The sequence below is a fragment of the Streptomyces sp. ITFR-6 genome (assembly GCF_031844725.1).
GTDB lineage: Bacteria > Actinomycetota > Actinomycetes > Streptomycetales > Streptomycetaceae > Streptomyces.
On record NZ_CP134612.1, the window covers coordinates 5,116,531 to 5,131,516 of the forward strand.

A 14,986-nucleotide genomic window follows, 5' to 3' on the forward strand; every position below is an offset into this window, starting at 1 on the left:
CGGGACGCATTCTCCGGAGTGCTTGTCCGGCGGACAAGAGGAGCAGGCATGAGTGAGATCGCAGCAACCACCGTGCACGAGGCATACGCCTTCGCCTGCATGAGGTGCGGACACGGCTGGGAACAGGCCTACGAGATAGAGCACCACGTCGACGCCTCCAACAACGCTTTCGTGGTCTACAAGGCGGACGGCCAGCGCGTGCCCTCCCCCCTTTACACGCCCACCTGCGCCAACTGCGGCGGGCACGTCGTGCGCATCATGCGATCCGGCCGCGTCTCGACCGTCCAGCAGCTGATGCGCAACCGCCTGCCCGTCGACAGCAACCCGGCCGGTACGCCTGCCGGGAGCCCCGCCGACGCCGACACCACCGCCGACACCCGCGGACGGAAGGCGGAGGCCGTGGCCGCCACCGCCGTCCCCGCTGGCGAGCACCACTGGCACCTCGCGGACCTGCTGCACCCCTTCCACCGCAGGTGAGCCCCGGCCCCCGGGCCCCGTCCTCGTACCATCGTGGCCATGAGCCGTACCGAAGCCCCGCCGCTGCCCGAACCCCTTGAGGTGCCGGTCGCTGACTCGCACACCCACCTGGACATGCAGGACGGCACCGTGGAGGAGGGCCTCGCCAGGGCCGCCGCGGTGAACGTCACCACCGTGATCCAGGTGGGCTGCGACGTGAAGGGCTCGCACTGGGCCGCAGAGACCGCCGCCGCTCACCCGAGCGTGTACGCGGCGGTGGCCCTGCACCCCAACGAGGCGCCCCGGATCGTGCACGGCGATCCGGAGGGCTCTTCGCGGCAGGGCGCACGAGAGGCCGGTGGCACGGCGGCGCTCCACGAGGCCCTCGCCGAGATCGACGCACTGGCCGCGCTGGACCACGTACGCGGCGTCGGGGAGACCGGGCTCGACTACTTCCGGACCGGCCCCGAGGGCGTGGCGGCCCAGGAGGAGTCCTTCCGGGCCCACATCGAGATCGCCAAACGGCACGGCAAGGCGCTCGTCATCCACGATCGCGAGGCGCACGCCGATGTGCTGCGCGTCCTGGCCGACGCGGGCGCCCCCGAGCGGACCGTCTTCCACTGCTACTCCGGCGACGCGGACATGGCCCGGATCTGCGCGGACGCCGGGTACTTCATGTCCTTCGCGGGCAACGTGACGTTCAAGAACGCCCAGCCGCTGCGCGACGCGCTCGTCGTGGCACCCCTCGAACTGGTCCTGGTCGAGACGGACGCCCCCTTCCTCACCCCCGCCCCGTATCGCGGACGGCCCAACGCGCCGTATCTGATTCCGGTCACGCTGCGCGCCATGGCGGCGGTGAAGGGCCTCGACGAGTCCACCCTGGCCTCTGCGGTCGCCGGTAACACGGCTCGGGCGTTCGACTACTGAGCGGCGCCCGGCGAAAGAGGTCCGCGAGCGACTTACGCTTAACGGGTGAGCACCACAGAGTCCGACGCCCTCCTGGGCCCCGCAGACATCCGCGAGCTGGCCGCGACGCTGGGCGTACGCCCCACCAAGCAGCGTGGCCAGAACTTCGTCATCGACGCCAACACGGTCCGCCGGATCGTGCGGACCGCCGAGGTCCGTCCGGACGACGTGGTGGTCGAGGTCGGCCCCGGCCTCGGCTCGCTGACCCTGGCGCTCCTGGAGGCGGCGGACCGGGTCGTCGCCGTCGAGATCGACGACGTGCTCGCCGCCGCCCTGCCCGCCACGGTCGCCGCCCGGATGCCCCGGCGCGCGGACCGGTTCGCCCTCGTCCACTCGGACGCGATGCTGGTACGGGAACTGCCGGGCCCGCCGCCGACCGCGCTGGTCGCCAACCTTCCGTACAACGTCGCCGTGCCGGTGCTGCTCACCATGCTCGACCGCTTCCCGACCATCGAGCGGACCCTGGTCATGGTCCAGGCGGAGGTCGCGGACCGGCTGGCCGCGCGGCCGGGCAACAAGGTCTACGGAGTGCCCTCGGTCAAGGCCAACTGGTACACGGACGTCAAGCGCGCCGGCTCCATCGGCCGCAAGGTCTTCTGGCCCGCCCCGAACGTCGACTCGGGGTTGGTGTCCCTGGTGCGCCGGGCCGAGCCGGTCGCGACCACGGCGAGCAAGGCCGAGGTCTTCGCGGTCGTCGACGCCGCCTTCGCCCAGCGCCGCAAGACCCTGCGCGCGGCCCTGTCCGGCTGGGCGGGCTCCGCGCCCGCCGCGGAGGCCGCCCTGGTCGCGGCCGGGATCTCGCCGCAGGCCAGGGGCGAGGCGCTGACCGTCGAGGAGTTCGCCGCCATCGCCGAGAACAAGCCCGCCGAAGCCGAGTCTGCCGAAGCAGAGCGGGCCAAGTCCGAGCGGGCCGAGTCAGAGCCCGCCGAGAGCAAGTCAGCCGAGACCACGTCCGCCGAGAACAGGCCGGAGCCATCCGCATGAGCGAGAGCGTCACCGTCCGGGCACCCGCGAAGGTCAACGTCCAGCTCGCCGTCGGTGCCGCGCGCCCCGACGGCTTCCACGACCTGGCCAACGTCTTCCTTGCCGTCGGCCTCTACGACGAGATCACCGTCACCCCCGCCGACGCACTGCGCGTCACCTGCGCCGGGCCGGACGCCGCCCAGGTCCCGCTGGACGCCACCAACCTCGCCGCCCGTGCCGCGATCGCGCTGGCCGGGCGGTACGGCATCGAGCCCCGGGTGCACATCCACATCGACAAGGACATCCCGGTCGCGGGCGGAATGGCGGGCGGCAGCGCCGACGGGGCCGGCGCCCTGCTGGCCTGCGACGCGCTCTGGTCCACCGGCGCCACCCGTGACGAGCTGCTGGCCATCTGCGCGGACCTGGGCAGCGACGTCCCGTTCAGCCTGGTCGGCGGCGCGGCCCTCGGCGTCGGCCGGGGCGAGCGGCTGACCCCGGTCGAGACCGGCGGCACCTTCCACTGGGTCTTCGCCGTCGCGGACGGCGGCCTCTCCACCCCGGCCGTGTACCGCGAGTTCGACCGGCTCACGGCGGGGATGGCGGTACCGGAGCCCGTCGCGTCCCCCGTGCTCCTGGAGGCGCTGCGGACCGGCGACACCACGGCCCTCGCCGCAGCCCTGAGCAACGGCCTCCAGCCCGCCGCGCTGTCGCTGCGGCCCTCGCTGGCCGACACCCTGGCGGCGGGCACCGGCGCGGGCGCCCTGGCCGCGCTGGTCTCCGGCTCCGGCCCGACGACCGCGTTCCTGGCCGAGGACGAGGCGTCGGCCAGGAAGATCGCGGACGCCCTGACCGCCTCCGCGACCTGCCGCACCGCCCGGGTCGCGGCGTCCCCGGCGGCGGGGGCGACACTCCGCTGACGGGGGTGGACCGGAGCGTACGGCCCCGCTCAGCCGAGCCGGACGCTCCGCTTCGCCAGTTCGAACGCCGGGCGCATCCCCTCGTGCTCCTGCGCGTCCAGCCCGTCCAGGTGCACCACCACCGGCCCGTCCGGGGTGGCGACGGCGAAGGCGCGGGCCGGGCGCGACTCCTCCATGATCTCGCTGTGGACGGTGTAGCCGGCCTCGGCCACGGACAGCTTCCCGGCCGTGGACTCCGTGTACGTGATCTTCGAGGCGTTCTCGTCGGCCTTCACGAAGCCCTCCAGCGCCTCGCGCGGCGTGCCGGACTCGGCGTCGCCCCGCCACACCCGCAGGAATCCGATGTGCCCGGCCGGCTTCGCGTCGATCTCGCACACCAGGGCGACCGGGCCCTGCCGGCTGAGCGCGGCGAACTCCGAGTCCGGCTCGTCGGGCACCACGGCCTTCGCCTTCCGGTGCCGCGCCAGGTCGAAGACGACGGGCAGCTCGCAGCCGGAACCGGCGCCCCCGACCGTTCCTCCCCTGGCCACGGCCTTGTCGCCCGCCTTGTGCGCGGCCGCCCCGCCGCCCGGCTTCTTTTCCGCCTCCGTACCGCCGCCGGACTCCGAAGAGCAGCCGATCAGCGCGACGGATGCCAGCAGCGCGACAGCTGCCAGCAGAACGTGCGCGGGCCCGCGACCGTACGTCGTCTCATGAAGTTCCCCACCCCGGAGAGACCCGGGAACCCGCCCGGATCTTGATCAATTCGGGCAAGGTACCGCCGGCAACCGGGGTGAGCGGGCGCTCGTGAGGAGCTCCGCGCCGTGGCGACTACGCTGAAGGTTCAGTGTTCTCCCTTCGAGCTGGAGCGTTCGTGGCCGTCAACCTCGTCAATGTCGAGCAGGTCAGCAAGGTGTACGGCACCCGTGCGCTGCTCGACGGTGTGTCCCTCGGTGTGTCCGAGGGGGACCGGATCGGTGTCGTCGGTCGTAACGGGGACGGCAAGACGACCCTCATCCGGATGCTCGCCAAGCTGGAGGAGGCGGACACCGGCCGCGTCACCCACAACGGCGGGCTGCGCCTCGGTGTCCTGACCCAGCACGACTCCCTCGACCCGGAGGCGACCGTCCGCCACGAGGTCATCGGTGATCTGGCCGACCACGAGTGGGCGGGCAGCGCCAAGATCCGCGACGTGCTGACCGGGCTCTTCGGCGGTCTCGACCTGCCGGGCTTCGAGCACGGACTCGACACCGTCATCGCCCCGCTCTCCGGCGGTGAGCGCCGCCGGATCGCGCTCGCCAAGCTGCTCATCGCGGAACAGGACCTGATCGTCCTGGACGAGCCGACCAACCACCTCGACGTCGAGGGAATCTCCTGGCTGGCCGGCCACCTGCGCGCCCGCCGCTCCGCACTGGTCTGCGTCACCCACGACCGCTGGTTCCTCGACCAGGTCTGCACGCGCATGTGGGACGTCCAGCGCGGCACCGTCCACGAGTACGAGGGCGGCTACAGCGACTACGTCTTCGCCCGTGCCGAACGGGAACGGATCGCCGCCACCGAGGAGGGCAAGCGGCAGAACCTGATGCGCAAGGAACTGGCCTGGCTGCGGCGCGGCGCCCCCGCCCGCACGTCCAAGCCGCGCTACCGCATCGAGGCGGCCAACGAGCTGATCGCGGACGTGCCGCCGCCCCGCGACACCAGCGCGCTGATGAAGTTCGCCAACGCCCGGCTCGGCAAGACCGTCTTCGACCTGGAGGACGTGACCGTCCAGGCCGGGCCCAAGACGCTGCTCACCCACCTCACCTGGCAGCTCGGCCCCGGCGACCGGATCGGCCTGGTCGGGGTCAACGGCGCGGGCAAGACCTCGCTGCTCCGGGCGCTGGAGCAGGCGGCCCGCACCCAGGGCGACGCGCAGCCCGCGGCCGGGAAGGTCGTCGTCGGCAAGACGGTCAAGCTGGCCTACCTCTCCCAGGAGGTCTCCGAGCTGAACCCGAACCTCCGGGTGCTCGAAGCGGTGCAGCAGGTGCGTGACCGCGTCGACCTCGGCAAGGGCCGGGAGATGACCGCGGGGCAGCTCTGCGAGCAGTTCGGCTTCACCAAGGAGAAGCAGTGGACCCCGGTCGGCGACCTGTCGGGCGGTGAGCGGCGCCGGCTCCAGATCCTGCGGCTGCTGATGGACGAGCCCAACGTCCTCTTCCTCGACGAGCCGACCAACGACCTCGACATCGAGACCCTGACCCAGCTGGAGGACCTGCTCGACGGCTGGCCCGGGTCGATGATCGTGATCTCGCACGACCGGTTCTTCATCGAGCGGACCACGGACCGGGTGCTGGCGCTGCTCGGTGACCGCTCGCTGCGGATGCTGCCGCGCGGCATCGACGAGTACCTGGAGCGCAGGCGGCAGATGGCGGCGGCCGGTACCCCCGCCGCGGTGGCGTCCACCTCGTCCTCGCAGCCCGCCGCCGCACCGGCCCCCGGCGTCTCGCCGCAGGAGGCACGCGCGGCGAAGAAGGAACTGCAGAAGGTCGAGCGGCAGCTCGACAAGATGTCGACCCGCGAGACGACGCTGCACGCCCAGATCGCCGACAACGCGACGGACTTCGAGAAGGTGGCGAGGCTGGACGCGGAGCTGCGCGAACTCGTCGCGCAGCGCGATGTGCTGGAGATGCGCTGGCTCGAACTGGCCGAGGACGGCTGACCGTTCGGCCTTCGCCCTCGCAACCCTGCAACAGGTGTGACTGAAGGGGCCTGTGGGGCGGGTGGTAGAAAGGAGCCCTGCCCGGTGCGGCGCGGGCGACCGCGCCGCACCACAGGGGACAACGAAACAGGGAGACGGGCCGATGAGCCAGCCACCCGGACAGCAGCAGCCGCCGCAGGGCGGGTTCGGAGCACCGTACGATCCGCCGCCAGGAACCCAACCGCAACCGGGAGCACAGCCGGGGGTGCCTCAACAGCCGGGTGCGCAGCCGGCCGGCCCGTACGGCCCCGTCCCTGGCCCCTACAACGCCCCTGCCCAGCCCGGTCCTTACGGGCAGCAGCCGCAGGGCTACGGCTACCCGGCCCCGCCGCACCAGCAGCCGACGCAGCCGCAGTACGCCGCGCCGCCGCCGGGCGGACCGGGCGGCGGGGGGTTCTTCCGGGGTACGACCCGCAAGGTGCTGGGCGCCGCGCTCGCCGTGGTCCTGCTGGCCGGCGCGGGCATCTGGTTCCTCACGAGCGGGGACAAGGGCGGCAAGCCCGAGGCCGGTCCGACCCACACGAGTGCGGCGCCGACTGTCTCGCCGTCGCCGACCAGGAGCAAGGTCAAGCCGGACTACAACCCCACGCTCAGCCCCGACGCCGAGGCCCGGAAGATCAATGCCGCGGTCAAGCACGGTGAGGCGAAGGTCCAGTGGCTCCAGGAGGTCGGCGTGGACCTGCCGGGCCGGGGCGCCGATGTCTTCGGGCCCTGGTTCGTGGGCGACACCGTCGCGAAGGCCATGTACCACACGGTCTCCGGCTACTCGGCCGGTGACGGCTCCGTCAAGTGGAGCGTCCGGCTGCCGACCAGGATGTGCGCGGCGCCCTCGCGGCCCACTGCTGACGGGAAGATCGTTTTGGGCATCCTGCACGACACCAGCAGCAGCGCGGCCTGCGACGCCCTGCAGATGATCGACCTGCGGACGGGCGAGATGGGCTGGCGCAAGCAGGTCGTCCGGGAGGGCGTCTGGGACAAGCTGTCGGACCTGGCGATGTCCATCAACGACTCCACCGTGACTGTCGGCCGCACCAGCAGGACCGACGCCTTTCGGGTCGGCGACGGCAAGCCGCTGTTCGGCAAGCAGCCCGGCGCGTGTCAGCCGTACGCCTTCGCCAGCGGTCTCGGTGGGATCGCCGCGACCAGCTGTCTGGTCAAGGGCGACTACAAGGAGTACCGCCTGGAGCGGCGGGATCCCGCCACCGGCAAGCTGGAGTGGTCCTACAAGGTCAAGAAGGGCTGGCAGGTCGAGAACGTCTACTCGACCAGCCCCCTGATCGTCGCCTCGGTGAAGCAGTCGGACAAGTGGGGCATCCTGGTGCTCAACGCCGACGGCACCTACCGCACCCAGCTCTCCGGCGGCGGGGACGACCTCGTGCATCCCCGGTGCTTGGAGCTCGCCAGCCTCGCCACCAACCTCGACGACTGCGTGGGAGTGACCGCGGACGAGAACACCTTCTACATGACGACCGGCAACGTCTGGGAGAAGAGCGGGAGCCAGGAGATCCCCAGGAACACGGTCGTCGCCTTCGACCTGACTACCGGCAAGCCCCGCTGGACGGCCAAGTCCGCGCTCGGTCACCCCCTCACCCCGCTGCGGATGGCTGGCGACGTGGTGCTGCTGTACGCCGCCGCGAGCAAGAGCGAGGGCGGCGGCATCGCCTTCCTCCCGTCCACCGGCGGCACCCCGTCCATGGTGCTGCGGCACCCGGCGTCGGGCACCGAGGTGGAGCGCGGCTTCATCGAGCCGCGCGTCGACTACGTGAACGGACACAGCTACCTCACGATGAGGAGCATCAGCGGCGGCATCAGTGACGGGGACGAAGCGGTGACGCGCTGCCTGGTGGCCTACGGGACCTGACGGACCGTAGGCATAACGGCGGTATTACGGGGCGGTCCTCCCTTGGGAACAGGGGAGGACCGAACCGGATCCGGCCATGGGGCGGGTGGTAGAAAGAAGCCCCGCTCGACTGTCGTATCACTGCGGAATCCATGCCTGATTCGCTCCATTTCACTGGGGATTCAGGGGGTCTAGGCCGACTCCCGGAGTCCCGGTGGAATCGCGGGGGAGTCCGGAACGGGCACCGGACCGCACGAAGGGGGACGCGCTGATGACCCAGCCGCCCAGCCAGCAACCGCCGCAGGGAGGCTTCGGCGCTCCGCAGGAGCCGCCGCAGGGGGTCCCGCAGCCGCCCCAGGCCCCGCCGCAGACGCCGCCCGCGCAGCCGGGCTACGGCTACCCACCGCAGCCGGGCCCGTACGGTCAGCCGCAGCAGCCGGGGCCCTACGGCCAGCAGCCCGGCCCGTACGGTCAGCAGCAGCCGGGCCCGTACGCCCAGCAGCCCGGTCCCTACGGCCAGCCGCAGCAGCCGGGCCCGTACGGTCAGCCGCAGCAGCCCGGTTACGGCTATCCGCAGCAGCAGTACCCCGGCGCACCCGTCCCCGGCGGTCCGGCGGGTCCCGGCGGCCGCAGCCCCTTCAAGGGGAAGCCCGCGATGATCATCGCTGCCGCGGTCGCCGCGCTGCTGGTCATCGGCGGCGGTGTCTACCTGGCCACGAGCGGCGGCGACGACGACAAGAAGCCCGTCGCGGAGAAGAGCACCGACGACGCGAAGCCGTCCGTCTCGCCCTCCGTGGACGAGGGCGACGGCAACGGGGCGGGTCGTGAGGGCAACGACGACCTGAACGCCGGGCGCAAGGACGGCGAGGCCAAGGTCCTCTGGCTCCAGAACAACGATGTCGACCTGCCGCGCAACGGCGCCGACGTGTACGGCCCCTGGATAGTCGGCGACACCATCGTCAAGGGCATGTACCGCACCGTCTCCGGCTACTCGGTGGCCGACGGCAAGCAGAAGTGGACGCTGAAGCTGGGCACGGACATCTGCTCCGCACCGGCGCAGACCACCACCGACGGCAAGATCGTCATCGGGGTGAAGGACGGCACCACGGAGAAGGCGGACTGCGCGGACCTCCAGCTGATCGACCTCAACACCGGCAAGACCGGCTGGAAGAAGTCGATCAAGAGCAGCGGTCTGTTCGACATGCTGTCCGACATCTCCCTCGCGATCAGCGGCAACACCGTGACGGTCGGCCGCACCGGCGCCTCCAACGCGTTCCGGGTGAGCGACGGCAAGGCACTGTTCGGCAAGCGGGTCGGCAACTGCCAGCCGTTCTCCTTCGCGGGCGGCGCCAAGCTGATCGCCGCGACCAACTGCCGTACGGGGGACGTCGAGAACCCGCAGCACGAGGTCGAGGAGATCGACCCGGTCACGGGCAAGCCCAAGTGGACGTACAAGCCCGCGCGCGGCTGGGAGATCGACCGGTTCTACTCGGTGAGCCCGCTCATCGTCTCGCTGACCAAGGGCAGCGGCGACAGCAAGAAGTGGAGCATCCTCGCGCTCAAGGAGAACGGCTCGCTGCGCTCCCAGATCGTCAGTGACAAGGGCGACTCGTTCGCGACCAACTGCGGCGGCATGTTCGCCATCTTCGGCAAGTCCGTCGACGGCTGCGCGGGTGTCGCGACCGACCCCAACACGCTCTACATGGCGACGCAGGGCGACACCAGCGGCTCCGCCCGGACCAACAAGGTCGTCGCGTTCAACCTGAACACCGGCAAGACCAAATGGAAGGCCAACGCACCGGCCGAGCAGACGATGCGGCCGCTGCGGATGGAGGGCGGCAACCTGCTGCTCTACGTGGACGCCGGATACGGCAAGGGCGGCGGGATCGCCAGCCTCGCGCCGACCGGGGGCACCCCGAAGATGGTGCTCCAGCACCCGGACTCGACGGCGGAGATCGAGAGCTCCTTCTACAACGAGAAGATCCTCTACGAGGGCGGCCGTTCGTTCGTCATGAGCGGGCGGGTCAGCGCCAGCAACGACAAGGAAGAGCTGGAGACGAAGACCATGATGGCCTTCGGCAAGTAACGGCTCCCGCCGCGGCACCCGCAGGAACCCCGCCGGCCGAGGACGACAGCAGACCGCCCCCGGCCGGCTCCGGCCCACCCCGACTGACTCTTCTTCTCCAGAGGTACCCAACGCCATGACGCAGCCGCCCCAGCCGCCCCAGCCGCCCCCCAACGAACCGCCGCAGGGCGGGTTCGGCGCACCGCAGGACCCGCCGCCCGGCGGTTTCGGCGCCCCGACACCGCCGCCCGCCGACCCGTTCGGCAAACCGCCCGCGACCCCGCCGGCCACCCCGCCCCCGGGCGGCTACGGCACCCCGCCGCCCGCGGGACCGCCCCAGCAGCAGCCCGGCTACGGCTACCCGCAGACACCCCCGCAGGGCCAGCCGCCGCAGCCCGGTTACGGGTTCCCGCCCGGTCAGCCGCCGCAGCCCGGTTACGGGTTCCCGCCCGGTCAGCCGCCGCAGCCCGGTTACGGCTACCCGCAGGGCCAGCCGCCGCAGCAGGGCTACGGCTACCCGCAGCAGGGCCAGCCGCCGCAGGGCTACGGGTACCCCACCGCCCCGATGCAGCAGCCGCCGCAGAACGGGAACGGGCCGAAGAAGTTCTCCACCCAGGCACAGATCATCGTCGCCGCGGTGGTCGCCGTGGTGCTCATCGTCGGCGGCGGCCTCTGGTACGCCTCCAGCGGTGACGACGGCGGTGACAAGAAGGACGAGGCGTCCACCTCCGCCGGCACCGACGGCGAGAGCAAGGGCGGCGGCGGCAAGGACGTCGGCGGCGGGGGCAAGGAGAAGGCCCCGGCCAACACCAAGTCCTCGGTCGCCTTCCAGCTGCCGCAGCCCAAGGTCACCGACGTCACCACGGTCGACGGCTCCTGGCTCACGGACAAGGCGTACGTCAAGACGGGCGTCAACGAGATCATCGGCTACGACCCGGCCAAGGGCACCAAGCTCTGGTCGATCCCGCTGCCCGGCCAGCTCTGCGCCGCCTCCCGGCACATGAGCAAGGACTTCAAGACGGCCATCGCCTTCGAGGCGGGCAAGCGGACCGCGGCGAAGAAGTACCAGCCCTGCGACCACGTGGGCGCGCTGGACCTCGCCACCGGCAAGCTCATGTGGAGCAAGTCGGTGACCGCCGCCACCGGCGGCGACGCCCCCGTCCGGTTCACCGAGATCACCCTCAGCGGTACCACGGTCGCCGCGGCCGGCTCCGAGGGCGGTGCCGCCTTCGACCTGAACACCGGCGCCGAGCGCTGGAAGCCGAAGGTGAGCACCGACCGCTGCTACGACACCGGATACGCCGGCGGCGACGCCCTCGCCGTGGTCCGCAAGTGCGGCTCGTACGACGACCCCCAGCTCACCATCCAGGCGCTGAACCCGACCACGGGCGCCCCGCTCTCCTCGTACAAGATGCCGCCCGGTGTCGAGTACGCGAGCATCGTCTCCACCAAGCCCCTGGTCGTCGCGGCCGACGTCGGCGACACCGCGGGTGACGGCAGCGGGATCTCCGACTTCTTCTCGATCGACGCCGCCACCGGCAAGCTGCTCGTCCGGATCCCGGCCGACGCGGAGAAGTACGCGGCCAAGTGCGGCTCCACCGAGGTCGAGAGCTGCCAGCAGCTCGTTGTCGGCAACAACCGCCTCTACCTCCCGACGGAGGAGCACGACGGCGGCGAGGACAACAGCGACACCAACGAGATCGTCTCCTTCGACCTGACCACCGGCAAGCAGACCGGCGACCGGGCCGACGCGGGCGACGACTACACGCTGTTCCCGCTCCGCATGGACGGCGGCAACATCATCGCGTACAAGGAGCCCCCGTACGACAAGGGCGGCCAGGTCGTCTCCATCGACGGCAGCACCTTCAAGCAGACCGTGCTGATGGAGAACCCGAGCGACGAGACGGTCCGGGACGCGGAGACCAGCTTCTCCCCGGAGTACGCCGAATACCGCTACAGCGGCGGCCGGTTGTTCATCTCCGAGACGATGATCAGCAAGCCGAGTACGAGCTCGCTGGACGACAAGGAGTACCTCGTCGTCTCGTTCGGCGCGAACTGATCTGACGTCAACACCGCACCCGGCCCTGCCGGTCGATCCGTCGACCGGCAGGGCCGGTCGCTTTGTGGCCGCCAACTGGGCCGGAACGGCGCACGATTGGGTAATCCGCAGTCATTCCAAGGGTCTTCTGCCGGCGAAGACGCACGCGGCGTCGAACATGCGTGTAACTTGCCGGGTCTAGAAGGCCGGGGGCCCGGTGCCAGTGCTACGGGGGTTTGCTCGATGGGCGTGCGGCTGATGGTGGTCGATGACCACCGACTGCTCGCCGAGGCGCTCGCCTCGGCACTCAAACTACGGGGTCACCGGGTGCTCGCCGCCGCCGCTCCCACCGCCGGGGCGGCGGACCTGGTGGTGAGCCGGGCTCCGGAGGTCTGCCTGTTCGGCACCGCCGCACCCGCGGAGCCGGGCGCCTTCGAGCCGATCACGCGGATCAGGCGCGAGCGCCCGCAGATCGCCGTGCTGGTGCTGGGGCCGGTGCCCAGTCCGCTGGGGATCGCGGCCGCCTTCGCCGCGGGCGCGGCCGGCTACGTACGTCACGACGAGCGCATCGAGGGCGTCGAGCGGGCGATCGTCAAGGCGCGGGCCGGTGAGGCGGCGATCGCCCCGCAACTGCTCCAGGGCGCCTTCGCGGAGCTGCTGAACCCGGCGGTCCAGCCGGACGACGAGGGGCAGCGGCTGCTCCAGCTGCTCACCCCGCGCGAGGTCGAGGTGCTGGTCAGGGTCGCGGAGGGGGAGGGCACCCGGCTGATCGCGGCCGGGATGCGGATCGCGCCGAGCACCGCCCGTACCCATGTGCAGCGGGTCCTGATGAAGCTGGGCGTCGGCTCCCGGCTGGAGGCGGCGGCGCTGGCAGCCCGTACCGGACTGCTGGACCGGGCGGCGGGCACGCGGCAGGGGCCGGACCCCGCCGGCTGACGGTGTCCGGCCCCTGCCGGTGATGCTGGTGCCCCCGCGTCTCAGCTGTCGGGCGCGTCCGTGGTGTCCGGGGCGACGGCCGGCGGCTGGACCGGGCGCAGCTTCAGCCAGACCAGGAAGAACAGCCCGAGCACCAGCATGGCCAGGCCGGTCCAGAGGTTGATGTGGACGCCTTCCGCCTTCTTCAGGTCGGCGTCGGACGGGTTGATCCCGGCGATGGTGACGATGACTCCGTAGACCACGAAGAGACCGCCGATGATCCGCCTGATGTCGAAGAGGCGGGCCGCCGTGGCGGACTTCTTCTCCAGATCGGAGACTTCCTTGTGCATGTCGGACATGGTGAGTTGCTCCGATCAGAACGAGTAGGGGACGTAGCACAGGGCGGCGAGCACGATCGCGCCCCAGCCCAGCAGGGCCGGCCGGCGGTACCAGGCGTCGTCGCCCTCCGCGGGCGCCTCGTCGAGGTCCGGTGACTCGGTTCCGTATACGAGACCGGCCAGTTCGGCCTCCGGCTTGGGGGCGGTGAAGAACGTGACGGCGACCATCACGACCGCGCCCGCGACGAACCCGACGATCGCGGAGACGAAGTTGGCGCCCTGGTCGCTCGGGATGTCGATGATGCCCTGCTTGTAGATGACGAAGTAGTTGACCATCGCGGCCGTGGTACCGGCCAGCAGGCCCCAGACACCGGACTTCATCGAGGCGCGCTTCCAGAACATCCCGATGATGAAGACGACGAAGAGCGGGACGTTGAAGAAGGAGAACAGCGTCTGGAGGTAGCTCATGATGTTGGAGAAGCTGGCGGCGATGAACGCCGTGCCGATGGAGGCCAGCACCCCGATCACCGTGATGCCCCGGCCGAAGCGCAGGTAGTACGCGTCCGACTGGTCCTTCTTCACGTACCGCGCCCAGATGTCCGTGGTGAACACGGTGTTGAACGAGGAGACGTTGGCGGCCATGCCCGCCATGAACGCGGCCAGCAGCCCGGTCACCGCGATGCCGAGGACACCGTTGGGCAGCAGCTCCCGCATCAGCAGCGGGATCGCGTCGTTGTACGTGGTGCCGGAGCCCGCGGTGCCGATGTTCGGCACGATCACGGCGGCGACCAGTCCGGGGATCATCACCAGGAAGACGATGAACATCTTCGGGAACGCGGCGATCAGCGGGGTGCGCTGGGCGGCCGAGAGGTTCTTCGCGGACAGGGCGCGCTGCACCTCGGCGAAGTTGGTCGTCCAGTAGCCGAACGAGAGCACGAAGCCCAGACCGAGCACGATCGTCAGCCAGTTGGCGCCGAGCGGGTTGGAGTCACCGATGCCCGTGCCGCCCCAGGCGCTCATGAAGTTCGAGCCGTGGCTCGACGTCAGCGAGTCGCTCAGCCCGTCCCAGCCGCCGACGCGCTTGAGGCCCAGCACGGTCAGCGGGATCAGCGCGGCGAGGATGACGAAGAACTGCAGTACCTCGTTGTAGATGGCGGAGGAGAGTCCGCCGATGGTGATGTAGATCAGGACGAAGAGGCCCGCGACGACGATCGCGACCCACTGCGGCCAGCCGAGGAGGGCTTCCACGACGATCGACAGGGCGTACAGGTTGACGCCCGCGATCAGGACCGCGGAGAAGGCGAAGAGTACGGAGCTCAGCAGGTGTGCCGACTTGTCGAAGCGGTGGAGCAGGAACTCCGGTACGGAGCGGACCTTCGACCGGTAGTAGAAGGGCATCATCACGAGGCCCAGGAAGACCATCGCGGGGATGGCACCGATCCAGTACCAGTGGACGACCGCGACGCCGTACTGGGCGCCGGTCGCCGCCATGCCGAGGATCTCGGTGGCGCCGAGGTTGGCCGCCACGAAGGCCAGACCGGTCACCCAGGCGGGCAGTGACCGTCCGGAGAGGAAGAAGTCGAGGCTCGTCTTCACGCTACGCCGGGCGGCGAAGCCGATGCCGAGAACGACGGCGAAGTAGATCGCCAGGATCGTGTAATCGAGCCCGTTCGTGGGGAGCCGGAGCCCGGATGCCAGAGGGTGCATGGGGGGAACTCGCTTCGTTGCGTGTACTGAACCCGAAGGAAACTACGCCCTTGTGTTCAGAAAAT

At 70.8% G+C, this 14,986-nt stretch carries 12 protein-coding genes; 9 read left to right on the forward strand and 3 right to left on the reverse strand.

The window, feature by feature from the left end; all coding sequences use genetic code 11:
• Positions 1–48 precede the first annotated feature (48 nt).
• From RLT59_RS23290 to RLT59_RS23305, 4 genes are read left to right on the forward strand one after another with little or no spacing between them, the layout of a single operon-like run.
• Positions 49–477 carry a hypothetical protein gene (locus tag RLT59_RS23290; protein WP_311305188.1) on the forward strand — a complete coding sequence of 143 codons (429 nt, stop codon included), beginning with the start codon at positions 49–51 and terminating at the stop codon, positions 475–477.
• A 39-nt stretch (positions 478–516) separates the two neighbouring features.
• On the forward strand, positions 517–1,383 hold the full coding sequence (locus tag RLT59_RS23295; RefSeq protein WP_311305189.1) for a TatD family hydrolase: 867 nt from the start codon (positions 517–519) through the stop codon (positions 1,381–1,383).
• Positions 1,384–1,428: 45 nt separating this feature from the next.
• Positions 1,429–2,406 (forward strand): 16S rRNA (adenine(1518)-N(6)/adenine(1519)-N(6))-dimethyltransferase RsmA, encoded by a 978-nt coding sequence (gene rsmA, locus RLT59_RS23300; RefSeq protein ID WP_311305190.1) that lies wholly within the window; start codon positions 1,429–1,431, stop codon positions 2,404–2,406.
• Positions 2,403–3,302, forward strand: coding sequence for a 4-(cytidine 5'-diphospho)-2-C-methyl-D-erythritol kinase (locus RLT59_RS23305; protein ID WP_311305191.1), 900 nt, complete (start codon positions 2,403–2,405; stop codon positions 3,300–3,302). Before rsmA ends, RLT59_RS23305 begins: the two co-directional genes overlap by 4 nt.
• A 29-nt stretch (positions 3,303–3,331) precedes the next feature.
• On the opposite strand, the gene RLT59_RS23310 is transcribed toward RLT59_RS23305, so the two are convergent.
• On the reverse strand, positions 3,332–3,961 hold the full coding sequence (locus tag RLT59_RS23310; protein ID WP_311307828.1) for a lipoprotein: 630 nt from the start codon (positions 3,959–3,961) through the stop codon (positions 3,332–3,334).
• Between the two features lie 194 nt (positions 3,962–4,155).
• Between RLT59_RS23310 and RLT59_RS23315 the strand changes: the two genes are divergently transcribed.
• From RLT59_RS23315 to RLT59_RS23335, 5 genes are all read left to right on the forward strand, one after another.
• The gene (locus tag RLT59_RS23315; RefSeq protein WP_311305192.1) at positions 4,156–5,979 is read left to right on the forward strand and encodes an ABC-F family ATP-binding cassette domain-containing protein; all 1,824 of its coding nucleotides are present in this window, start codon (positions 4,156–4,158) and stop codon (positions 5,977–5,979) included.
• 244 nt (positions 5,980–6,223) lie between these two features.
• The gene (locus RLT59_RS23320; RefSeq protein WP_311305193.1) at positions 6,224–7,879 is read left to right on the forward strand and encodes a BamB-related PQQ repeat family beta-propellar protein; all 1,656 of its coding nucleotides are present in this window, start codon (positions 6,224–6,226) and stop codon (positions 7,877–7,879) included.
• A gap of 250 nt (positions 7,880–8,129) precedes the next feature.
• Positions 8,130–9,944, forward strand: a complete 1,815-nt coding sequence (locus tag RLT59_RS23325) for a BamB-related PQQ repeat family beta-propellar protein (RefSeq protein WP_311305194.1) — start codon at positions 8,130–8,132, stop codon at positions 9,942–9,944.
• Positions 9,945–10,059: 115 nt separating this feature from the next.
• Positions 10,060–11,982, forward strand: coding sequence for a BamB-related PQQ repeat family beta-propellar protein (locus RLT59_RS23330; protein WP_311305195.1), 1,923 nt, complete (start codon positions 10,060–10,062; stop codon positions 11,980–11,982).
• 222 nt (positions 11,983–12,204) lie between these two features.
• Positions 12,205–12,897 carry a response regulator transcription factor gene (locus tag RLT59_RS23335; protein ID WP_311305196.1) on the forward strand — a complete coding sequence of 231 codons (693 nt, stop codon included), beginning with the start codon at positions 12,205–12,207 and terminating at the stop codon, positions 12,895–12,897.
• Positions 12,898–12,938: 41 nt separating this feature from the next.
• Here the strand turns inward: RLT59_RS23335 and RLT59_RS23340 are convergent, their stop codons facing one another.
• Together RLT59_RS23340 and RLT59_RS23345 are read right to left on the reverse strand one after the other, a co-directional pair.
• A complete protein-coding gene (locus RLT59_RS23340; RefSeq protein ID WP_311305197.1) occupies positions 12,939–13,235 on the reverse strand; it encodes a hypothetical protein in 297 nt (98 codons plus the stop codon).
• Positions 13,236–13,250: 15 nt separating this feature from the next.
• Complete coding sequence (locus RLT59_RS23345; protein ID WP_311305198.1) at positions 13,251–14,921, reverse strand: sodium:solute symporter family protein; 1,671 nt, start codon at positions 14,919–14,921, stop codon at positions 13,251–13,253.
• Between the last annotated feature and the right edge of the window lie 65 nt (positions 14,922–14,986).

Coding starts and splice junctions, on each gene's coding strand:
- RLT59_RS23340 (WP_311305197.1), bottom strand. CDS start 13,235: ATGTCCGACATGCACAAGGAAGTCTCCGATCTGGAGAAGAAGTCCGCC.
- RLT59_RS23295 (WP_311305189.1), top strand. CDS start 517: ATGAGCCGTACCGAAGCCCCGCCGCTGCCCGAACCCCTTGAGGTGCCG.
- RLT59_RS23335 (WP_311305196.1), top strand. CDS start 12,205: ATGGGCGTGCGGCTGATGGTGGTCGATGACCACCGACTGCTCGCCGAG.
- RLT59_RS23290 (WP_311305188.1), top strand. CDS start 49: ATGAGTGAGATCGCAGCAACCACCGTGCACGAGGCATACGCCTTCGCC.
- RLT59_RS23330 (WP_311305195.1), top strand. CDS start 10,060: ATGACGCAGCCGCCCCAGCCGCCCCAGCCGCCCCCCAACGAACCGCCG.
- RLT59_RS23325 (WP_311305194.1), top strand. CDS start 8,130: ATGACCCAGCCGCCCAGCCAGCAACCGCCGCAGGGAGGCTTCGGCGCT.
- RLT59_RS23345 (WP_311305198.1), bottom strand. CDS start 14,921: ATGCACCCTCTGGCATCCGGGCTCCGGCTCCCCACGAACGGGCTCGAT.
- RLT59_RS23305 (WP_311305191.1), top strand. CDS start 2,403: ATGAGCGAGAGCGTCACCGTCCGGGCACCCGCGAAGGTCAACGTCCAG.